Source organism: Chromobacterium sp. Panama (assembly GCF_003052555.1).
Classification (GTDB): domain Bacteria; phylum Pseudomonadota; class Gammaproteobacteria; order Burkholderiales; family Chromobacteriaceae; genus Chromobacterium.
The window spans coordinates 1,791,276-1,812,702 of record NZ_QARX01000001.1; the positions used below are offsets into that span (position 1 = coordinate 1,791,276).

20 protein-coding genes are annotated in these 21,427 nt (G+C 65.3%); 11 read left to right on the forward strand and 9 right to left on the reverse strand.

Features of this window, described 5'->3' with window-relative positions; all coding sequences use genetic code 11:
- The first annotated feature begins 2 nt into the window (after window positions 1-2).
- The 3 genes from DB032_RS08065 to recR all read left to right on the forward strand — a co-directional run bounded on the left by DB032_RS08065 (window position 3) and on the right by recR (window position 1,475).
- Window positions 3-341, forward strand: a complete 339-nt coding sequence (locus DB032_RS08065) for a YbaB/EbfC family nucleoid-associated protein (protein ID WP_107799016.1) — start codon at window positions 3-5, stop codon at window positions 339-341.
- A 70-nt stretch (window positions 342-411) separates the two neighbouring features.
- On the forward strand, window positions 412-867 hold the full coding sequence (locus DB032_RS08070; protein ID WP_146176614.1) for a hypothetical protein: 456 nt from the start codon (window positions 412-414) through the stop codon (window positions 865-867).
- A 5-nt stretch (window positions 868-872) separates the two neighbouring features.
- Window positions 873-1,475, forward strand: a complete 603-nt coding sequence (gene recR / locus DB032_RS08075; RefSeq protein ID WP_048412399.1) for a recombination mediator RecR — start codon at window positions 873-875, stop codon at window positions 1,473-1,475.
- 257 nt (window positions 1,476-1,732) lie between these two features.
- Here recR and hcnC read toward each other — a convergent pair whose 3' ends face one another.
- The 4 genes from hcnC to DB032_RS08095 all read right to left on the reverse strand — a co-directional run bounded on the left by hcnC (window position 1,733) and on the right by DB032_RS08095 (window position 5,924).
- Window positions 1,733-3,004 carry a cyanide-forming glycine dehydrogenase subunit HcnC gene (hcnC, locus tag DB032_RS08080; RefSeq protein WP_107799018.1) on the reverse strand — a complete coding sequence of 424 codons (1,272 nt, stop codon included), beginning with the start codon at window positions 3,002-3,004 and terminating at the stop codon, window positions 1,733-1,735.
- 2 nt (window positions 3,005-3,006) lie between these two features.
- A complete protein-coding gene (locus DB032_RS08085; protein ID WP_107799019.1) occupies window positions 3,007-4,404 on the reverse strand; it encodes an NAD(P)/FAD-dependent oxidoreductase in 1,398 nt (465 codons plus the stop codon).
- Window positions 4,401-4,679: a (2Fe-2S)-binding protein gene (locus DB032_RS08090; RefSeq protein WP_304529379.1), complete on the reverse strand. Its 279-nt coding sequence runs from the start codon at window positions 4,677-4,679 to the stop codon at window positions 4,401-4,403. Before DB032_RS08090 ends, DB032_RS08085 begins: the two co-directional genes overlap by 4 nt.
- A gap of 549 nt (window positions 4,680-5,228) precedes the next feature.
- Window positions 5,229-5,924 (reverse strand): GntR family transcriptional regulator, encoded by a 696-nt coding sequence (locus DB032_RS08095; protein WP_107799021.1) that lies wholly within the window; start codon window positions 5,922-5,924, stop codon window positions 5,229-5,231.
- Window positions 5,925-6,277: 353 nt separating this feature from the next.
- Between DB032_RS08095 and DB032_RS08100 the strand changes: the two genes are divergently transcribed.
- The 8 genes from DB032_RS08100 to uhpC all read left to right on the forward strand — a co-directional run bounded on the left by DB032_RS08100 (window position 6,278) and on the right by uhpC (window position 16,009).
- A complete protein-coding gene (locus tag DB032_RS08100; protein WP_107799022.1) occupies window positions 6,278-7,279 on the forward strand; it encodes a 4-hydroxyproline epimerase in 1,002 nt (333 codons plus the stop codon).
- Between the two features lies 1 nt (window position 7,280).
- Window positions 7,281-8,525: an FAD-binding oxidoreductase gene (locus DB032_RS08105; RefSeq protein WP_107799023.1), complete on the forward strand. Its 1,245-nt coding sequence runs from the start codon at window positions 7,281-7,283 to the stop codon at window positions 8,523-8,525.
- A gap of 211 nt (window positions 8,526-8,736) precedes the next feature.
- On the forward strand, window positions 8,737-10,146 hold the full coding sequence (gene nhaC, locus DB032_RS08110; protein ID WP_107799024.1) for a Na+/H+ antiporter NhaC: 1,410 nt from the start codon (window positions 8,737-8,739) through the stop codon (window positions 10,144-10,146).
- Window positions 10,147-10,189: 43 nt separating this feature from the next.
- A complete protein-coding gene (gene dapA / locus DB032_RS08115) occupies window positions 10,190-11,065 on the forward strand; it encodes a 4-hydroxy-tetrahydrodipicolinate synthase (protein WP_107799025.1) in 876 nt (291 codons plus the stop codon).
- 12 nt (window positions 11,066-11,077) lie between these two features.
- Complete coding sequence (locus DB032_RS08120) at window positions 11,078-12,559, forward strand: aldehyde dehydrogenase (protein WP_107799026.1); 1,482 nt, start codon at window positions 11,078-11,080, stop codon at window positions 12,557-12,559.
- A gap of 73 nt (window positions 12,560-12,632) precedes the next feature.
- On the forward strand, window positions 12,633-13,766 hold the full coding sequence (locus DB032_RS08125) for a branched-chain amino acid ABC transporter substrate-binding protein (protein WP_107799027.1): 1,134 nt from the start codon (window positions 12,633-12,635) through the stop codon (window positions 13,764-13,766).
- Window positions 13,767-13,786: 20 nt separating this feature from the next.
- Window positions 13,787-14,587 carry an inositol monophosphatase family protein gene (locus DB032_RS08130; protein WP_107799028.1) on the forward strand — a complete coding sequence of 267 codons (801 nt, stop codon included), beginning with the start codon at window positions 13,787-13,789 and terminating at the stop codon, window positions 14,585-14,587.
- Window positions 14,588-14,659: 72 nt separating this feature from the next.
- Window positions 14,660-16,009 (forward strand): MFS transporter family glucose-6-phosphate receptor UhpC, encoded by a 1,350-nt coding sequence (uhpC, locus tag DB032_RS08135; RefSeq protein WP_107799029.1) that lies wholly within the window; start codon window positions 14,660-14,662, stop codon window positions 16,007-16,009.
- 3 nt (window positions 16,010-16,012) lie between these two features.
- Here the strand turns inward: uhpC and DB032_RS08140 are convergent, their stop codons facing one another.
- The 5 genes from DB032_RS08140 to DB032_RS08160 all read right to left on the reverse strand — a co-directional run bounded on the left by DB032_RS08140 (window position 16,013) and on the right by DB032_RS08160 (window position 21,424).
- On the reverse strand, window positions 16,013-17,407 hold the full coding sequence (locus DB032_RS08140) for a PLP-dependent aminotransferase family protein (protein ID WP_158274263.1): 1,395 nt from the start codon (window positions 17,405-17,407) through the stop codon (window positions 16,013-16,015).
- Window positions 17,408-17,520: 113 nt separating this feature from the next.
- The gene (ccoG, locus tag DB032_RS08145) at window positions 17,521-18,882 is read right to left on the reverse strand and encodes a cytochrome c oxidase accessory protein CcoG (protein WP_107799031.1); all 1,362 of its coding nucleotides are present in this window, start codon (window positions 18,880-18,882) and stop codon (window positions 17,521-17,523) included.
- Between the two features lie 288 nt (window positions 18,883-19,170).
- The gene (locus DB032_RS08150) at window positions 19,171-19,800 is read right to left on the reverse strand and encodes a MarC family protein (protein ID WP_019103674.1); all 630 of its coding nucleotides are present in this window, start codon (window positions 19,798-19,800) and stop codon (window positions 19,171-19,173) included.
- 143 nt (window positions 19,801-19,943) lie between these two features.
- Window positions 19,944-21,077 (reverse strand): succinyl-diaminopimelate desuccinylase, encoded by a 1,134-nt coding sequence (gene dapE / locus DB032_RS08155; RefSeq protein WP_107799032.1) that lies wholly within the window; start codon window positions 21,075-21,077, stop codon window positions 19,944-19,946.
- Window positions 21,074-21,424, reverse strand: a complete 351-nt coding sequence (locus DB032_RS08160; RefSeq protein WP_107799033.1) for an arsenate reductase — start codon at window positions 21,422-21,424, stop codon at window positions 21,074-21,076. Before DB032_RS08160 ends, dapE begins: the two co-directional genes overlap by 4 nt.
- Window positions 21,425-21,427: the final 3 nt, after the last annotated feature.

Here is a 21,427-nt window from a genome sequence, read left to right on the forward strand (position 1 = left end):
TTATGTTTGGCAAAGGTGGTATCGCCGGCCTGATGAAGCAGGCCCAGCAAATGCAAGACAATATGAAAAAGGCGCAGGAAGAATTGGCCATGGTGGAAGTGGAAGGCCAATCCGGCGCCGGCATGGTCAAGGTGGTGATGACCTGCTCTCACGACGTCAAGCGCGTCAGCCTGGACGACAGCCTGCTGGACGACGCCAAGGAAGACAAGGAAATGCTGGAAGACCTGATCGCCGCCGCGTTCAACGACGCGGTGCGCAAGGTGGAAGCCACCACTCAGGAAAAGATGTCCGGTTTCTCCGCCGGCCTGAACCTGCCGGCCGGCATGAAGCTGCCGTTCTGATCGCATCGGTTTCGGCATCCGGATGGCTCGGCGCGCGCCGGGCCATTTTTACGTTGTTTCCGAGGTAGCCATGCGCGGATTCGCCCATTTCACCGTGCGCAGCCGGCTGCGCGCCGACGCCGACAGGGTGTGGGCGCACGCCGCCAGCGCCGCCGGCATCAACGACGAGCTCGGGCCCTGGCTCCGCATGCGCTTGCCGGGCGGCGAGCTGCCCGACGGCTTGAGGCCGCCGGTGCGCATCGGACCGTGCCGGATTCTGCTGTTCGGCCTGTTGCCGGTGGAATGCGACGACCTGGAGCTGACGCGGCTGGAGCCGGGCGCCTTCGACGAGCGCTCCACCATGCTGACCCAGCGGCGCTGGCTGCACCGGCGGAGAGTGCGCGCCTTGCCCGGCGGCTGCGAAGTGGTGGACCGCATCGGCTTCGCGCCGCGCGCGCCCTGCTTGTTGACACTGCATTACGGCATTTTCCGCCTGGTTTTCGCCTGGCGGCACGCGCGTCTGCGCCGCCGTTTTTCCCGATTGTGAAAGCGATGAAGAATCCTCCCGCTCTAGACCATCTGATTTCCGCCCTGAAAGTGTTGCCGGGGGTCGGACCCAAGACCGCGCAACGGATGGCCTTCCACCTGTTGCAGCGCGACAAGAAGGGCGCGGACAAGCTGGCGCGCGCGCTGGACCGCGCGCTGACCCAATTGACCCACTGCGAACGCTGCAACACCTTCAGCGAAACGCCGCTGTGTCCGATCTGCGCCGACGAGGAGCGCCGGCAGGATTTGCTGTGCGTGGTGGAGATGCCGGCGGATCTGCTGACGCTGGAGCAGGCCAAATGCTTCGACGGCCTGTATTTCGTGCTGATGGGCCGCATCTCGCCGTTGGACAATGTCGGCCCGCGCGACATCAATCTGGACAAGCTGCTGGTGAGGGCGGCGGACGGTGCGGTGGAGGAGGTGATCATCGCCACCAATTTCACCGCCGAGGGCGAGGTCACCGCGCATATGATCGCCGAGCTGCTGAAGGAACGCGGCCTCAAAGTGACGCGCATCGCGCGCGGCATGCCGGTGGGCGGAGAGCTGGAGTACGTCGACCTGGGCACTCTGGCGCAGGCGGTGTACGAGCGCCGCGGGGTCGGCCAGTAAGAAGCTGTTTACGATCTGCTGCGCGTCGTGAAATGTGACACGGTGAGTACAGCTTCGAAATGCTCATGTACCACACGCACATTCCGCTTTCTCAGCGGTTTTCGCCTTGTCTCGCTCTAGCTCGCGAGATCGTAAACAGGTTCTAAGAGGGTGGGCGCGGCGGGGTGAAAAAAGCAGGCCGGACTAGCCGGCCTGTAACAGAGGAACATCTGAATCAGTGGGACGGCCCGCCGCGGGAGCGACGGGCCGTCGCTGGTTTAGGAGAGCGCCAGTTCGACGGCTTCCTGCACCGTCGGCTTGGCGGCCGGGGCGTTGAAGCGGTCGGCCAGGAAGGGCGTCACGTCCAGCGGAGGCGTTTCGCCGCGCACCAGCGCGTCCAGCATCACGCCGGTGATGGCCGAGGTCAGAATGCCGGTGCGGAAGTGACCGCAGGCGTTCAGATAGCCGTCCACGCCCTGCATCGGCCCGAGGATGGGCAGCTCGTCCGGGGAGCCGGGGCGCAAGCCGGCCCAGCAACGCTTGATGTTGATGTTCTTCATCTCCGGCAGGCAGCGGATCGCGCCTTTGACCAGGCCGGCGATTTCCGGATAGGTGTTGCTGACGTCGAAGCCCTTGTCCTCCGTGGTGCTGCCGATCAGGATTTCGCCGTTGTCCTTCTGCGCGATATAGCAATCGCTGGTGGTGATGCAGCCGCGCAACAGCTTGGGCATCTTTTCCGACAGCACGATCTGGCCCTTGACCGGTTTGACCGGAATATCGACGCCGGTCGCCCATTGGCTCAACTCGGCGGCCCAGGAGCCGGCCGCGTTGATCAGGGTGTGGCAGTGGAATTCGCCGGCTTCCAGCGTCCGCACGCCGGTGACGCGCGAGCCTTGCTTGAGCACGCCGGTGACATTGGTGTTGAAGAACACGTCGACGCCGTTCTGGCGCGCGGCCTCGGTATAGGCGTCGGTCAGGCGGAAGGGGCTGACCTGGTGGTCACACAGGAATTCCAGCGCGCCGGTGGCCTCGTGGCTGATGTAGGGCTCGTTTTCACGCAGTTGGGCCTGGTCCACCCAGCGCACCTGATCGGACAGGTGAGGAATCTGCGCGGCGATGTGTTCGGCGTAGAGCTGGTCTTCCTCGTCGTAAATCACGAATTTCAGCCCGGTTTCCTCGAACTTGAAATCCATGCCGTGGTTTTCGATCAACTCCTGATGCAGGGCCGGATACAGCGCGTTGGAGGCCAGCGCGAAATTGAAGAAGGACTCCGGCAGGATGTGCGGGGTGCTGGCGTCCACGGCGATGGCGGCGCCGGCCGCCTCGCGCTTGTTCTTGGCCGAGGTCATGCGGAAGAAGATCACGCCGCAGCCCAGGCCCACCGATTCGCCGATCGCCCACAGGCCGCCGGCCGAGGCGCGCGAGGCGTTGCCGGGGCGCTTGGCGTCGATCAGCGCGATTTTCAGGTCTTTGCGTTTGGACAGCTGGTAGGCGCAAGAGGCGCCGATCACGCCGCCGCCGGCGATCACGATGTCGTATTGTCTGCTCATGGTCAGGCCTCTTCGGTTTCGGTTTGGAAGGCGGAGAACGGCAAGGGGTCCAGCGGGAAGCGCGGGCGGATCCAGCCCACGTCCGCCTTGCCGGTGTGCTCGCGCAGGCGGTCGCTGCAATAGCCGACGCACATCTTGCCCTGGCAATCGCCCATGCTGACGCGGGTGCGCATCTTCAGGCTGATCAAGTCCTGCACGCCTTGTTCCAGCGCGGCGTCGATATCCTTGCGCAGCGCGTTCTCGCAGCGGCAGATCACCGTGTCTTCCTGCGGCAGCGTCAGCTGTCCGCTGCCGCGCTGGGTGAAGCTGTCTATGCCCACGCGGAAGCGCAACACCGTTTTCAGTTCCGTCAGGTAGCGCTGGCGGTTTTTCTCGGCCAGTTCGGCGCTGATCGCGCCGCGTTGCTTGAGGATGGACTGGGCGGCGATGCGGCCGCTCAGCATGGCGGCTTCGCCGCCGCGCAGGCCGCCGATGTCGCCGGCCAGGTGGATGTGGGCTTCGCTGCTTTGCTGCCAGCCGTTGATTTCCGGCTTGAGGAAGCCGTCGGCGTCGTAAGCGTGGCGCAGGCCCATTTGCTGGGTCAGCTGGGTGCGCGGAATGAAGCCGTAGCCCACCGCCAGGGTTTCCGTGGCCAGGCTGACCGCGCGGTTCAGGTCCGGCGTCCAGTTGTCGTCGTAAGGCGCGACGGTGACTTCCTGCACCTCTTGCTGGCCGCTCGCCTCCACCACGCCCCAGCCGTAGTGCAGCGGCACGCCGTGGCGTTTCAGGTAGGCCAGCATGCTCAGGCCGTCCAGGAACAGCTGCGGCTTGTTCAGCATGGCCAGGGTTTCCTTGGCGATGCGGCCGAAGGAACTGGCTTCGTAGACGCCCTGAACGTCGGCGCCGGCGCGGTGCAGTTGACAGGCCACCAGCGGAAGCAGGGGGCCGGTGCCGACGATGGTGGTGCGGCCCAGCGGCTTGACCACGCCGCTCTTGATCTGCAATTGCAGGCCGCCCAGCATGATCACGCCGGGCAGGGTCCAGCCGGGGAAGGGCACGCTGCGTTCGTGGCAGCCGGCGGACAGCAGCAATTGTTCAAAGTCGATCTTTTCGACTTTTTCCTGTTCATTCAGCGCGTACAGCCATTGGCCGGCTTCGCCGCCGACGACGCGGGTGTTCAGCTTGATCTCCACCGCGTGGCTGACTTCGGCGAACTGCGCGTGCAGCGCCTGCATGGCGTCGCGGTAGCGCTCGCCCAAATAGTCCAGGGTTACGCCCTGGCGCAGCGGGCCGCGGTAAACCACGCCGCCCAGGCGCGAGGCTTCGTCTATCAGCGTGCAGGGCAGGCCGTGCTTGACCAGCTCGATGGCCGCGGCCATGCCGGCGGGGCCGCCGCCGACGATGATGGGGCGCGCGCTCATTGCAGGCCCTCCAGTTCGATGCGATTGGCCGCGGTTTCCACGGTCATGCCGGGCTGCACCACGGTCTGGCAGGCGCGGCGCTTGTAGCGGCCGTCGATGCGCACCAGGCAGCAATGGCAGACGCCCATGCCGCAATAGGACCCCATGCTTTGCTGGCTGTCGTTGCGGCTGACGCGGCGCAAGCCGACGGCGTTGAGCACGCTGAGCACGGTCTCGCCCTGCGCGGCGGCGACGGTGTTGCCATTGATGTTGATGGCGATTTGATCTTCATTCAATTTCTGAATGTCATATTTTCTGTCTAAATTTGGCATCGAAATAGCTCGTTTTGGTTCTACTGACACGATAAGGGAGCGCCGGATGGAGCGCGGAGTGGACAGTCGCTTCCGGCGGCGAGCGATTTGGTCACGCCTGACTATGGTCAGACAATCAGGCTATTTGGCGATTGCCGTAGCCTAATTATGATGAATCGCTTTTTAATTGTCGCAAGCATTGTTATCGCATTGTATGGGTACAGGCAATGTACAGATTGCTGTGATCAGATGTATACAGATTGGCGGGCGCAGCAGGGGGTCGGCGGGCGTTTGTCTTGTGTTTATTTTTGAAAAACAATGACTTGATTGGCTTTTGCGCGTAACTAGACCGTTGGAATAATGTATTTTTCTGTTATTTTAATGCGTATAGCATTTTCAAAACTGTGCATTATTTGATTATGATCAAATGGCTAGAAAGCTGATGTCATCATCATTATTTTAGCCATTGGATATAGTGTGTCTAAAGACTTTTCTGTTTGAAACCAAGTGCTTGCCGCGCTTGGTGGGCGGTATTCAGGCCGGCTTGCGCGCGCCGCGGCCGTTTTCGCCTTGATGCTCCTGGTGCCAGGCCTCCAGGGCTTCTTCCGCGTTCAGAATGTGTTGTCTCAGGAAGGCGGCGGCGCTGACCGCGTCCTTGCGGCGGCACAGTTCGAGCATTTCGCTGTGCTCGCGATGGGCGCGGTCGCTGAAATTGGTCAGCAGAATCTGCATCCGGGTGTAGCGATCGGTGCGATTGTGCAATTGTTCGATCAGCGCCAGGGTTTGCGGCCGGTCGGCCGCCTGGTACAGCGCCAGGTGGAAGCGCGAATTCAGAATGCCCCAGGCGCCGACATCCCGTCGGCGCAGCGCCTCCTCGAACTGCGCCAGCAGCGCGCCGGCCGCGTCCAGATCCGCCTGGGTCTGCCGCGGCACCGCCTCCAGCAACATATCGCATTCCAGCAGCACTCTCACCCGCAGCAATTCCAGCACTTCCGGCAGCGACAGCTGGGCGATCACCGCGCCGCGCCGTTCGGTGATGGCCACCAATCCTTCCGCCTCCAGTTGACGCAGCGCCTCTCGCAGCGGCACCCGGCTGACGCCCAGTTCCTTGGACAGCGCCTCCTGGCGCAGTTGGGTGCCGGCCGGCCACTCTCCCAGCAGGATGCGCTGGCGCAGCGTGTCGGTGGTGGTGGCGGTGAGGGTTTGGCGCGGAGCGGTGGTTTGGGGCATGGCGAAATCGGCGGTTGGAGTTTTCAAATTATCACAGGCGCGGGGAGGGCGGGCAATGGCCGCGTCCAGTCTTTGTTTTGGCATGGATTATGGGCGTGCTTGCTGTAATTTTGTATTCAATTATTCGCGGTTTCATCCCTTTTTTAAGGTGCTTTTGAGTTGGTGGCGATGCTGCAATGCAAGGTGATTAAAAAACAACACGTTATAACATATTGATTTTATTGTGAAATTAATTATTTCACATGTGAGGTAACGCAATATTATCGCAAGCGCTTGTCTGCTGCGCGCCTCAAAAATTGTATTCAAAAATGAGCGCGGTTAGAGTGGCCCCATCACAAGCGAGGAGCAAGAACATGGCGGTGCGCGAATTCGAATGTCTCGATGGCCATACCTGCGGCAATCCGGTGCGGCTGGTGGTGAACGGCGGTCCGCGGCTGGAAGGGGAGACCCAGGCGGAGCGGCGGCTGGATTTCATCCGCCGCTACGACTGGATACGCACCGGGCTGATGTTCGAGCCGCGCGGCCATGCGCAGATGTCCGGCGCCTTACTGTATCCGTCGACGCGGGAGGATTGCGACATCGCGGTGCTTTACATCGAGACCAGCGGCTGCCTGCCGATGTGCGGCCACGGCACCATAGGCGTGGTCACCATGGCGCTGGAGCACGGTCTGGTGACGCCGGCCGCGCCCGGGGTGCTGAATCTGGACACGCCGGCGGGCAAGGTGGCGGCAGAGTACCGGATGGAGGGCGACAAGGTCGCCGCGGTGACCTTGACCAATGTGCCGTCCTTCCTCTACCTGCGCGATGTGGAGGCCGAGGTGTCCGCGTTGGGGCGCTTGCGGGTGGACATCGCCTACGGCGGCAATTTCTATCCCATCGTCGAGGCGCAGCCGGGCTATCGCGATATGGCGGATTACTCGCCGGCACAGCTGGTGGCGATGGGGCGCGAACTGCGCGAATACCTGAACCGGCATTACGACATCGTCCATCCACTGGACCCCAATATCCGCGGCGTCCGCCATTGCCAGTGGACCGGCGCGGCCAAGAACGCCGGCTCCAGCGCCGCCAACGCGGTGTTGTACGGCGAGTCCGCGCTGGACCGCTCGCCTTGTGGCACCGGCACTTCGGCGCGGCTGGCTCAGCGTCACGCGCGCGGCCTGCTCGCCGTCGGCGAGGATTTCATCCACGAGAGCCTGATCGGCAGTCAGTTCGTCGGCCGCGTGCTGGCGGAAACGCGGGTGGGCGATTACCCGGCCATCGTGCCCTCGGTGCGGGGCTGGGCGCGCTTCACCGGCTACAACCGCATCCTGCTGGACGACGCCGATCCCTATGTCCACGGCTTCGAGGTGGCCTGAGATGAGCGCGCGCGTCATTGTCGTCGGCGCCGGCGTGGTGGGCATCGCCGCGGCGCTGCAACTGCGGCAAGCCGGGCTGGAGGTGTTGCTGCTGGACCGCGGCGAACCGGCGCGGGAAACCAGCTACGGCAACGCCGGCGCGCTGGCGGTCAGCGATGTGATTCCCTTGGCCGAGCCCGGCGTCTGGCGCCGCCTGCCCGGCTGGCTGCTGGACCCGCTGGGGCCGCTGGCGGTGCGCTGGCGCTATTTGCCGACGCTGGCGCCGTGGCTGGCGCGTTTCGCGCTGGCCAGCCGGCCGGCGCGGGTGGCTGCCCTGACCCGCGCGCTGGCGGCTTTGCTGAACCGGGCCGCCGCCGATTACGCGCCGCTGGTGGAGCTGGCCGGGCTGGAGGGCATGTGGCGGCGGCACGGCGCGCTGACCTTGTACCGCGACGCGGCCGAGCTGGAGCGGGCCTTGCCGGCCTGGCGGCGGAAGTCCGAGCACGGCGTGGGCTGGCAGGCGCTGGATCAGGCGGCGGCTCAGGCTTGCGAGCCGGCGCTGCTGGACGGCTGGGCGCGCGCGGTCAAGGTGGCGTCCTGGTCGCATGTCGATGATCCCTATCTGTTCTGCCGGGGCCTGTTCGACGCCTTCGTCGCCGCCGGCGGCGGCTTCGAACAAGCGGAGGCGGCGGCTCTGAGCGAAGGCGAGGGCAAGATCGACGGCGTGGTCTGCGCCGATGGCCGCACGCTGGCCGCCGCCCAGGTGGTGGTGACCGCCGGCATCTGGAGCGATCGCTTCACCCGGCAGTGCCGCTACCGGGTGCCGCTGGAAAGCGAGCGCGGCTATCACGTCAACCTGCCCAAGGCCGGGGTGGCTTTGCGCCATTTCATTCAGTGCGCCAGCGAAAGCTTCGTGATCCTGCCGCTGGCCGACGGCGGCCTGCGGCTGGCCGGCACCGTGGAACTGGCCCACCGCGACGCGGCGCCGGACTGGCGGCGCGCCGAGATCCTGCTGGACAAGGCGCGGCGCATCGTCGGCGATTTTTCCACCGAAGGCATGACGCTGTGGATGGGCAACCGGCCGTCGCTGCCGGACACCGTGCCGGTGATCGGCCCGGCCCCGGATCGCCAGGGCCTGTATTTCGCTTTCGGCCACGGCCATTTGGGCCTGACGCTGGCCGCCACCACCGGCGCGCTGCTGCGCGACATGGTGTTGCGGCGTCCGCCGGATCTGGATTTGCATCCTTACCGCCTGGCGCGCTTTTAGAACGTGTTTTCGATCTCGCGAGTTAGAGCGAGACAAGGCGAAAACGGCCGAGGAAGCGGAATGTACCCGTGGTGCATGAGCATGTCGAAGTCGTTTTCAATGCGGTATCGCAGCAGCGCAGTAGACCGTAAACAGGTTCTGAGCGCCGCGGCCCCTCCGCGCCGGCAGCCTCGACGCCGCCGGCCGCCCACCCGAGCAGAGGAGAAACGCCATGCAACAAAGATCGCCGCGCTTGCCGAGCGCAACCCAGGTTGTCGCGGTGATGGCCGGCTTCATCGCCATCATGTTTCTATTCCTTAACGTGCTGGACCTGCCCATCCAGCTGGCGCTGTTCAGCAGCTGGTTCCTGGTGATAGGGCTGGGCAACTGGCTGGGCCGCAGTTACGACGATATGCAGCAAGGCCTGATCCAGGGCATCCACAACGGCATGGTGGCAGTGCTGGTGCTGATTACCGTGGGCGCGCTGATCGGCACCTGGATCGCCGGCGGCGTGGTGCCGGCCATCATCTACTACGGCCTGGCCATCATGAGCCCGCAGATCTTTCTGTGCGCGGCCTTCATCATCTGCATGCTGACCTCGCTGGCCACCGGCACCTCCTTCGGCACCGCCGGCACGGCGGGCATCGCGATGATGGGCATAGGCTACAGCTTCGGCATGCCTTTGCCGCTGGTGGCCGGCGCGGTGATTTCCGGCGCCTATGTCGGCGACAAGATGTCGCCGCTGTCGGACACCACGGTGATGACCGCCTCGCTGTGCAAGGTGGATCTGATCGACCACATCCGCTCGATGATGTGGGTCAGCGTGCCGGCCACCTTGCTGACCGCGCTGTTGTTCCTCGGCGTCGGTTTCTTCTATGTCGACGCCGGCCTGGACACCGGCCGCGCCGATCTGGCGATGCAGGCCTTGGGCTCGCACTTCACCGTCAACGGCTGGCTGCTGCTGCCGGCGGCGGCGGTGATCACGATGTTGACGATGCGGCTGCCGTCCATCCCGGTGATCTGCTCGGGGGCGGTGATGGGCATCGTCTGCGCCTGGTGGGCGCAGGACATGCCCGTGCTGGACGCGGTGCGCACCGCGTACTTCGGCAACCGCACCGCGTCCGACGTGGAGTTTCTCAACACCTTGCTCAACCGCGGCGGCATCGAATCCATGCTCAGCGTGATCGCGCTGATCCTGTTCGCCCTGGGGCTGGGCGGCCTGATGGAACGCGCCGGCATCCTGGAGGTGATCAGCGCCAACTTCCTGCGCTGGGCCAATAATCCGGGCCGTTTGACCGTTTCGACGATTCTGGGCGGCTTCTTCGGCAACTTCTTCGGCGGCGCCGCCTATGTGTCGCTGATCACCGCCAGCACCATCACCGAGCGCAATTACGATCTGCAGGGCATAGAGCGCCGGGTGCTGTCGCGCAATGTCGAAGCCGGCGGCACGGTGACCGCGCCCATGGTGCCCTGGAGCGACGGCGGCGTGTTCATGGCGGCGACGCTGGGCGTGTCCACGCTGCAGTATCTGCCCTTTCTCTGGTACCACCTGCTGGTGATCGCCATCAGCGTGTTCTACGGCTACGCCGACATCGCGATCTGGCGCGTCCGCTCCGCGCCCGCCGCCGCCGCGCCGGCTTGAGCCGCGCGACCTTCTTCCACCCGTAAGTACAAAGGAAACTCCCATGCAAGAACAAGGCATTCTGGTTCCCATCGTCACGCCGTTCGACCGCGACGGCCGCCTGGACCTGGCGGCGCTGCGGCAGCTGATCGAGCGTTTCATCGAGCAAGGCGTCGCCGGCGTCGTCGCCTGCGGCACCACCGGCGAATACTACGCGCTGGACGAGGGCGAGCGCCGCCAAGTGCTGGAGTGTGTGGCCCAGGCGGGCAAGGGCCGGCTGCGGCTGATCGCCGGCGCCAACGACCTGTCCACCCGCGGCGCGATCGCGCGCGCGCGCCAGGCGGCGGAGCTGGGCTACGAGGCGCTGATGCTGGCGCCGCCGGCCTACAGCCTGCCGGACCAGGCCGGCATCGTCGCCCATTTCAAGGCGGTGGCCGCCGCCAGCGCGCTGCCCATCATCCTCTACAACTTCCCGGCGCGCGCCGGGGTCGGCATCGACATCGACAGCGTGGCGGAGCTGAGCCGCGAGCCCAATATCGTCGGCATCAAGGAAAGCAGCGGCGATTTCAGCCGCGCGCTGGCGCTGATCCAGGCGAACTTGCCGGATTTCGAGGTGATCTGCGGCTGCGACGACCAGGCGGCGGATTTTCTGTTCTGGGGCGTGCGCAGCTGGATCAGCGGCGCGGCCAACGTCTTTCCCGGCGAACAGGTGGCGATGCTGAACGCCGCCAAGGTCGAGGACTGGGCGCGGGTGCGCGCGCTGATGGCGGCGATGTATCCGGCGATCCAGGCGATGGAATCCGGCGGCTACAACCAGAAGGCCAAGCTGGGCGTGCGTCGCCACGGCGTCGAGGCCGGCGATGTGCGCCTGCCGCTGCTGCCTTTGCCGGGCGCGGAAGCCAAGGCCTTCCTCGACGCGCTGGCCGCGTTCGATCGTTAACAGGAGACTGAGATGCCATTAAGCAAGGAAACGGTATTCGAGCAGGCCCGCGCCGGGCAATTGTGGGCCGGCCTGCTGATCCCCGGCCATGAGGGCAAGGGCGCGCGGCTGGACAATCGGACGCCGATGGACAACAGCCTGATCGGCCATGTCGCCGCCGGCGACGCCGCCGACGTCGACGCCGCGGTGGCGGCGGCGCGCGCCGGCTTCGAGTCCGGCGAATGGTCGCGCCGGCCGCCGGCCGAGCGCAAGCAGGCGATGCAGCGCTGGGTGGCGCTATTGCAAGAACACGTCGAGGAGTTGGCGGCGCTGGATTGCATCGACGCCGGCAAACCCATCACCGAATGCCTGAACACCGATCTGCCGGCCACGCTGGACACCTTCGGCTGGTACGCGGAGGCGATAGACAAGTGCTACGGCAAGGTGGCGCCCACCGGGCCGGAGGCGCTGGGCTTCATCGTCAAGGAGCCGATAGGCGTGGTGGGCGCGGTGCTGCCGTGGAACTTCCCGGCGCAGATGTACGCGTGGAAAGTGGCGCCGGCGCTGGCCGCCGGCAACTCGGTGGTGGTGAAGCCGGCCAAGCAGACCTCGCTCAGCGCCTATCGCATCACCCAGCTGGCGCATCAGGCCGGCATTCCCGCCGCGGCGCTGACCCTGGTCACCGGCTCCGGCCAGTCGGTGGGCGAGGCGTTGGGCCGGCATCCGGACGTGGACATGGTGTCCTTTACCGGCTCCACCGAAGTGGGGCGTTTGTTCCTGCAGTATTCCGCCGAGAGCAATCTGAAGGAAGTGGTGCTGGAGCTGGGCGGCAAGAGTCCGCAGCTGGTGTTCGAGGACGCCGAGCTGGACGAGATCGTCGACGACGTGCTGGCCGCGGCCTTCTGGAATATGAGCGAGAACTGCAGCTGCGGCTCGCGCTTGATCGTCGCCGCCAGCGTCAAGGACGCCTTGCTGGAGAAGCTCAAGCGGCGGCTGGCCGGCTGGAAGCTGGGCCTGCCCACAGATCCGACGGTGCAGGTGGGGCCGCTGGTGGAACAAGCCCATTTCGAACGGGTGAAAGCCTATCTGGACGCGGCCAAGGCCGAGGGCGCGCGGCTGGTGCACGGCGGCCGCATCCACGCCGAGCTGGGCAGCGGCTGGTATATCGAACCCACCATTTTCGACCAGGTCGACGCCAAGATGCGCGTCTTCCAGGAGGAAATCTTCGGCCCGATCCTGGCGGTGAGCACCTTCGACAGCGAGGAAGAAGCGGTGCGCCTGGCCAACGACAGCGTCTACGGCCTGGCCGCCTCGCTGTACACCCGCGACGTCAGGCGCGCGCAGCGCGTGGCCGCCGCCTTGCGCGCCGGCACGGTGTCGGTCAACGGCTTCTCCGAGGGCGACATCACCACGCCCTTCGGCGGCTTCAAACAATCCGGCTTCGGCGGGCGCGACAAAGGCCTTGAGGCGCTGGAGCAATACCAGCAGACCAAGACCATCTGGTACGTGAACTAGCTTGAGGCCCGGCGCCGCCGGCGCGGCGCCGGGCGTTTTGCGCAGCACCCATCCAAAACAAAGGAGAGACGAGATGAAAACCATTTTCCCCCTGCGGGCGGCGCTCGCCGGCGCCGCGCTGCTGATCGGCGCCTGGCCGGCGGCCGCCGAAACCCTGGTCAAGATAGGCTTCGCCTCGCCCTTGTCCGGCCCGCAAGCTCATTACGGCAAGGACAATGAAAACGCCGCGCGGCTGGCGGTGGACGAATTGAACGCGCGCAAGCCTCAGATAGGCGGCCAGCCGGTGCGCTTCCAGTTGCTGGCGGAGGACGACCAGGCCGATCCGCGCATCGGCACCCAGGTGGCGCAACGCTTCGTCGACTCCGGCGTCAAGGCGGTGCTCGGCCATTTCAATTCCGGAGTGTCGATTCCGGCTGCGCGTCTTTACGCCGCCGCCGGCATTCCGCAGCTATCGGTGTCCACCAACCCGGCCTATACCCGGCAGGGCTACCGCACCGCCTTCCGGCTGGTGGGCAGCGACAGCCAGGTGGGCGCCGCGCTGGGCCGCTTCGCGGTGCAGACGCTGAAGGCGAGCAGCATCGTGGTGATAGACGACCGCACCGCCTACGGCCAGGGCATCGCCGACGAGTTCGCCAAGGCGGTGCAGGCCAGCGGCGGCAAGATCGCCCGCCGCGAGTACACCAACGACAAGGCCAGCGATTTTTCCGCCATCCTGACCGCGGTCAAGCCGCTGCGGCCGCAGGTGATCTTCTACGGCGGCGCCGACGCCCAGGCCGCGCCCATGGCCAAGCAGATGAAGCGGCTGGGGCTGGACGCGCGTCTGCTGGGCGGCGACATGCTGCAAACGCCCACCTTCCTCAGCCTGGCCGGCGACAGCGCCGGCGGCCACTTCGCCGGCATTCCCGGCGGCCAGTTGAACGACAGGCCGGCGGGCAAGGCTTTCCGCCAGCGCTATCAGGCGCGTTTCAAGCAGGATGTGGTGAGGCTGGGGCCGCAGTTCTACGACGGCATGATGATGGTGGCGGCCGCCATGCAGCAGGCGGGTTCGGTGGAGCCGGCGCGATTCATGCCGGTATTGGCCAAGCTCAGCTACGCCGGAGTCAGCACCGATTTTTCCTTTGACGCCAAGGGCGATCTCAACAAGGCGGCGGTGACGATTTCCGAAGTCAAGAACGGCCAGTGGACGACACGGGCGGTGATGCAGTGAGGCAGTGAAAGGAGGGTGGGATGAGGCGGTATGCCCAAGGACAATTGGATGAATGGCTGACATTCGCGCGGGAGCTGGTGGCGGACAGCCGCGGCTTGCTGGCTTCCCGTACCGACTGGAGTTCGCAGTTCAAGCCGGACCGCACTCTGGTGACTCAACTGGATCTGGAGATTGAGCAAAAGCTGCGCGAGCGCATCCTGCGGCGTTATCCGGACCACGGCGTGCTGGGCGAGGAGTTCGGCGCCAGGGAGCGGGACGCGGAATGGCTGTGGGTGCTGGACCCCATCGACGGCACCGCCTCCTTCATGGCCGGCATGCCGGTCTACGGCAGCCTGATCGCGCTCTTGCATCAGGGCGTGCCGGTGCTGGGCGTGATCGACCAGCCGGCCACCGACGACTGCTGGATAGGCCGTCGCGGCCTGCCCACCTTATTGTTCAAGCGCGACGGCGGCCGCGAATGCCGGACCCGAGCCTGCGCCAGCCTGGAGCGGGCCTTCGTCTCGGTCAGCAGCCCGGATTTTTTCCTGCCGGAGGAAAGGCCGGTATGGCAGGGCTTTTGCGAGCGCACGGGCTGGCGGGTCTACGGCGGCGCTTGCCGTAGCTACGGCCTGCTGGCTTCCGGGCGCACCGACCTGGCGCTGGACGCCGGCCTCAAGCTCTACGACTACGCGGCGATGCGGCCGGTGATCGAGGGCGCCGGCGGCGTGATCAGCGATTGGGAGGGTCGGGCGATCACGCTGGACAGCGGCAGCCGGGTAGTGGCGGCCGGCGATCCGGCCCGCCACCGCGAGGCGCTGGAGCTGATTCAGCGGCTGGCTTGAGGCAAGGCGCGCAAAGACGCGCCGGTCACAACGGCGCCGCCGTCGCGGCGGCGCGGACAGAGGAGAACGCACATGTCGCTGAGAACATGGCTGAGCTGGCTGCGCGCGCAGCCGGAGGCGCCGGTGGACAAGAACCAGGAGGAAATCAACGCCAGCTACCGTCATTGGCGCCTCCACATCATGTTGGGCTTGTACGCCGGCTACGCCGTCTACTATTTCACCCGCCGCAGTTTCAATTCCATCCTGCCGGCGATGCTGGACGACCTGGGCTGGGAGCGGGCCGCCGGCGGCGCCATCCTGTCGATGTTCTACATCGTCTACGGCGTGTCGCGCTTCGTGTCCGGCATGATGAGCGACTTCGCCAATCCGCGTTACTTCATGGGCCTGGGCCTGATCGCCACAGGCGTCATCAACATCCTGTTCGGCTTCAGCAGCAGCTTGCTGGCCTTCACCGCGCTGTGGACGCTGAACGCCTTCTTCCAGGGCTGGGGCTGGCCGCCGTGCGCCAAGTTGATGACGGCCTGGTACTCGCGCAACGAGCGCGGTTTCTGGTGGGCGATCTGCAATACCTCGCACAATGTCGGCGGCGCGCTGATTCCCTTGCTGGCGGGCGCCTTGGCGATGGCTTACGGCTGGCGCTACGGCATGATCGTGCCGGGGGTGATCGGCATCGCCGTCGGCCTGTTGCTGTGCGTCCGCCTGCGCGATCGGCCAGCGTCCATGGGCCTGCCGACGGTGGGGGCCTGGCGGCGGGACGAACTGGAGCTGGAGCAGGAGAGGAATAGCGCCAAGCTGCCGATGTGGCAGGTATTGCGGCGTTATGTGTTCGGCAACCGCTTCATCTGGCTGCTGGCCGCGTCTTATCTATTCGTCTACGTGGTGCGCATCGGCATCAACGATTGGGGCAACAAATTTCTGCAGGAGCAGCACGGTTACGCGTTGCTGAAGGCCAACTCGGCGATTTTCTGGCTGGAGGTGGGCGGCTTCATCGGCACCATCGTCGCCGGCTGGGGCTCGGACCGTTTTTTCCGCGGCAACCGGGTGCCGATGAACATCATCTTCACCCTGGGCATCCTGCTGTCGGTGCTGCTGCTGTGGACCTTGCGGGTGGATCACTACCTGTTGATCGCCGGCAGCTTCTTCTTCATCGGTTTCTTTATTTTCGGCCCGCAGATGCTGATAGGCATGGCGGCGGCCGAGGCCGCGCACAAGGAGTCGGCGGGCGCGGCCACCGGTTTCGTCGGTGTGTTCGGCTATCTGGGGGCGGCGCTGTCCGGCTACCCGCTGGCCAAGGTGACCGACGCTTGGGGCTGGGACGGGTTTTTCCTGGCCTTGTCCGTGACCACCATGCTGTCCGCCGTCTTGCTGCTGCCCCTGCTGGGGCAGCGCAAGCGGGTCAAGCTGGCGGATGAGCGGATCTGAGGCTCAGCGGACGTTGGCCGGGCTGAGCAGCTCGGCCAGCAGGGGGACGCCGGAGCGGTGTTGCAGCGGATCGAAGAAGCTGAAGTTCAAGCGCATCGCGTTGCCGGTGTCCTGTCCCGGGGTGTGGAACATCTGGGACGGCGCGAAGTGCAGCCCCTGTTGCATCGCCATCGGCAGCAGGCGGCGGCAGTCGACGCCGGGCGGCAGCTCCACCCACAGGAAGTAGCCGCCCTGCGGCCGGGCCATCCGGCAGTCGGCCGGGAAATGGGCGGAGATCTGCTGTTGCAGCGCGGCCAGATTGTTTTGCAGACGCTGGCGCAACAGGCTGAGCATGTCCTCGTGATGGCCGCCGGCCAGCAAGCGCGCCAGCGCCATCTGGCTGGGCAGCGGGGTGGCCAGCGAGCTGCACAGCTTGAGGCCCAGAATGCTGTCGCGGAAGCGTCCGGCGGCGATCCAGCCCACGCGATAGCCGGGGGCCAGCGATTTGCTGAAGGAGGAACAGTGCAGCACGCTGCCGCGCTGATCGAAAGCCTTGAGCGGCAAGGGCGCGCCTTCGCCGAAGTACAGCTCGCGATAGGTGTCGTCCTCGATGATGGGCACGCGGTGGCGTTCCGCCAGCGCCAGCAGCGCGGCTTTTTGCGAATCGCTCATCACCTGGCCGGTGGGGTGCTGGAAATTGGGCATGGCGATGATGCCGGCCGGCTGGTGCTGGATCAGCAGCGCCTCCAGCCGCTCCAGGTCCAGCGGCTGCCCCGGCGGACAGTTGAAGCCGACGGCGCGCAGTTCCAGGTGTTCCAGTTGTTCGAAGATGGGCGGGAAGGCCGGGGTGATCACCAGCATGCAGTCGCTGCCGCTGAGGCGGGCCACCGAGCGGATCGCCAGGTTCAGCGCCTCCATGCCGCCGCAGGTGATCAGCATTTCCTCGCCGTCCAGCTCCACGCCCTGGGCGAGATAGCGTAGCGCCAGTTCTCGGCGCAGCCCCTCGTAGCCCTCGCTGTCGGTGCTGGACAAGGCGTAGCGGTAATCGCTGAGCGCGCGGGTCAGCGCGCGGGTCAGCGGCGTGGTGTTGATCAACACCGGGTTCATGAACGGGCAGCCCCAGGGCATGGGCAGCGCCATGGTCAGGTGCTCGGCGCGGAACTCGCCCGGGTGGTCCGGCAGCGGCGGCGACTGGCGCAGCGACAGCGAGGACAGGCCCAGCACCCGGAAACCGGAGCGGGGCAGGGACTCGATCAGGCCTTGTTTCTCCAGCTCGGCGTAGGCGCGTTGGGCGGTGGTGATGCTGACCTTGTGGTCCAGGCATAGCTTGCGCAGCGAAGGCATGCGATCGCCGGGGCGCAGATGGCCTTGCTCGATGGCATGGCGAAAGCGCTGGCTCAGTTGACTGGTCTTGCTCATTGTATTCCTGGCGGTTGAGCCGCGGCGGCGTTGCGCCGCGGCATGACTCCTGATGGACTGCCTAGGGCCGCCGACGTTTGCTTGGCGCTGAAAAACATCGGCGGGTCCTAGATTCATTCGCCGATGAAGCTGGATTTTTCCCTGATCATACTACCGTCATGGCTCAGCGAGCTGACCACGAAGTAGATGTCGTGCGCGCCGCGGGTGGCGTGCTCGGGCTCGGCCTGCACTCGCACGGTGACGGTCTCGGTGCGGGTGGGCGCGACTTCGACCACCTGGCCCGGCTTGTCCAGCCTCAGGCTGGGCAGGCCTTCCACCTGGATCTTGAAGCGCTGCGCCTGTTCGCTGGTGTTGATCAGCTTCAGGTTATAGCTGTTTTCCAGCAGACCGTCGTCGGTGGCGCGCACCAGGACCGCGCGGTCGCGCAGCACGTCCACCTTGAACGGTTTTTTCAGGATCAGCGCGGTGGTGGACAGGGCGATGATGCCGGCCAGCAGGCTGGAGTAGACGATGACCCGCGGGCGATGGCTGCTGCTGGGGCGTTCCGGCTTGCCGGCGGCTTCCAGCGCGGCGGCGCTGGTGTAGCTGATCAGCCCGCGCGGCGCATGGATCTTGTCCATTACCTGATCGCAGGCGTCGATACAGGCGGCGCAGCCTATGCACTCGTATTGCAGGCCGTTGCGGATGTCGATGCCGGTGGGGCAGACCTGGACGCAGATGCCGCAATCGATGCAGCTGCCGCGCGCCTTGTCGGCCGCCTGCTTGCTCTTGCCGCGCGGTTCGCCGCGGCGGTTGTCGTAGGAGATGATCAGGGTGTCGTTGTCGAACATCGCGCCCTGGAAGCGCGCGTACGGGCACATGTGCAGACAAACCTTCTCGCGCAGCACGCCGGCCAGCAGCCAGGTGAAACCGCCGTAGAACAGGATCCAGAAGCTTTCCCACGGGCCGTAGGCCAGGCTGGGCGCGGCGGCGGCCAGCTCGCGCACCGGGGTGAAGTAGCCGACCAGGGTGAAGCCGGTGATCAGCGAGAACAAGCCCATCAGCCCGTGCGACAGCGTCTTGCGCGTGAACTTGTTCACGCTCATCGGCGCCGCGTCCAGTTTGCGGCGGGCGTTGTGATCGCCCAGGGTCAGCCGTTCTATCCACAACATGATCTGGGTGTAGACTGTCTGCGGACAGCTGTAACCGCACCAGAGCCGGCCGGCCAGCGCGGTCCACAGGAACAGGCCCAGCGCGCAGATCACCAGCAAGGCGGCGAAGAAGATGAAGTCCTGCGGCCAGAAGGTGAGGCCGAAGATCAGGAAGCGATGTTGTTCCAGATCCAGATGCACAGCCTGCCTGCCGTTCCACTGCAACCAGGGCAGGCCGAAGAACGCCAGTTGGGTAGCGAGAACCATGAACACCCGAACGTTGTTGAAGCGGCCGGTGGTCAGGCGCGGATAGATTTTGATGGGGACGGCTTGCTGGCTAGACATGGCAAAATGACCATTGGATGAAAACCCCTTATTAGTACTGCTTGGGATCGGTACAAACAATGAACAGTTGTCTTTGAAAATGTGTATACAGCGACGTCTGTCTATATACAGATGCGGGCTTGGGCTTGAGCGAGGACATGGAAAACCCCAAGTAAAAACAAGGGGTTTTCCATGCGGCGAACGGGCGGAGCCCGGGTCTTGCCCCGCTTTGTCTGGTATTGAACGCCAGGCGCTGTGCTGATCGCCTCAGCACAATAATCCTGCCGAGTTTGTGGGTTTTTTGGGATTTTATCGTGCAAGCTGCGGAAAAAGCCGGTAAATCCCATCCACAATGATTTCCACCGACACCGCCGCCAGCAGCATGCCCATCACCCGGTTGACGATGTTGATGCCGGTCTGCCCCAGCAGGCGGGACAAGGGCGAGGCCAGCACCAGCGCGCCGTAGCAGGTGATGGCCACCAGCAAACTGCTTACCAAAAGGTAAACCACCTGTACCCACGACGAGGCCGTCGTCGCATAGATGATCACGGTGGAGATGGTGCCCGGCCCGGTCATCAGCGGGATGGCCAGCGGCACCACGGCGATATTGGTCTTGGTTTCCGCTTCCTCGCGCTCCACCTTGGTGGTCTTGGTCGGTCCCGGTTTGGCGTTCATCAGCGCGATGGCGATCAACATCACCAACAGGCCGCCGCCCACCTGGAAAGAGCCGACGCTGATGCCGAGAAAGCGCAGCAGGGTCTCGCCGACGACGGCGAACAGGCAGAGCACGATGGCCACGGCGATGGCCGTGGTCTTGGCGATCTTCTTGCGCTCCAACTGGTTGGAGGTGGGCGTCAGGCTGATGAAGATGGGGATGGCGCCCAGCGGATTGACCAGCACCAGCAGCGCGATGAATATTTTTGCGATTTCGACTTCCATGGTTCGGATCATACCTTTCGCTGGAGGCCGCCGCATTCAGGCGGGAGACGAGAAGCGTCGACGCCGCGCCACGGCGGCGCGCCGCAAAGCAAAAAAACCGGCCGCGCCAGGCGCAACCGGTTTCAGCATAGCCGGAATTCGGCTTAGTCAGTGTTCAGCAGCAGTTCCAGCGTGTGGCGATAGATGGCGGACAAGGGTTCGACATCGGCCGCCTCCACGCACTCGTTCAGCTTGTGGATGGTGGCGTTGACCGGGCCGAACTCCACCAGCTCGCGCGCGATGCGCTTGATGAAGCGGCCGTCGGAGGTGCCGCCGGTGGTGGAGAGCTCGGCCCGGCGGCCGGTGGCGTCGGCGATGGCGAGGCCAAGCGCCTCGGTGAGCTTGCCCGGCTGCGTCAGGAAAGGCTGGCCGGACAATTGCCAGTGCAACTCATAGCCCAGGCCGTGGCGGTCCAGAATGGCGCAGACGCGTTCCTTCAGCGATTCCGCGCTGCTCTCCGGCGAGAAGCGGAAGTTGAAGCGGATATCGCAATGGCCGGGAATGATGTTGCTGGCGCCGGTGCCCGCATGGATGTTGGACACCTGCCAGCTGGTGGGCGGGAAAAAGGCATTGCCCTCGTCCCAGCGCGTCTCCGCCAGTTCGGCCAGCGCCGGCGCCATCAGGTGAACCGGGTTCTTGGCCAGGTGCGGATAGGCGATGTGGCCCTGGATGCCGTGCACGATCAAATGGCCGGACAGCGAGCCGCGGCGGCCGTTCTTGATGGTGTCGCCCAGCGCCTGGTCCGAGGTGGGCTCGCCGACGATGCAATAATCTATGGTTTCGCCGCGCGCCTCCAGCGCGTCCACCACCTTGACGCTGCCGTCCACCGCCACGCCTTCCTCGTCCGAGGTGATCAGGAGGGCGATGGAGCCGGGGTGTCCGGGATGGCGGGCGACGAAGTCTTCGCAGGCGGTGACGAAGGCGGCCAGCGAAGCTTTCATGTCGGCGGCGCCGCGGCCGTAGAGCAGGCCGTTGCGGATGGTAGGTTCGAAGGGCGGGCTGTCCCATTGCTCCAGCGGACCGGTGGGCACCACGTCGGTGTGGCCGGCGAAGCAGACCAGCGGAGCTGCGTCGCCGCGGCGGGCCCAGAAGTTGTCGACCTCGCCGAAACGCATGCGCTCCACGCGAAAGCCTATGGCTTCCAAGCGGGCGATCATCAATTCCTGGCAGCCCTGGTCGCGCGGGGTGACCGAATCCAGCCGGATCAGCTGCCGCGCCAATTCTAAGGTTGCGCTCATTTCAGCAGGCGCTCCGCCCAGTCGGCTTCGACGAAGCCGACGCTGATCTTGCCGCCGGCGTCCAGCACCGGGCGCTTGATCACAGAGGGATTGGCCTGCATCAAGGCCAGCGCGGCCGGCAGTTGCTCGGCGCCGGCCTTGACCTCGTCCGGCAGCGCGCGCCAGGTGGTGCCCTGGCGGTTGATCAGCTTGGCGAGGCCGACCGCGGCGGCCCAGCGCTCCAGGCTGGCGGCGTCCGCGCCTTGTTTCTTGAAATCATGGAAGTGGTAGTCGAGGCCGTTGTCGCTCAGCCATTGGCGCGCTTTTTTGACGGTGCTGCAATTGGGTATGCCGTAAAGAGTAATCATGGG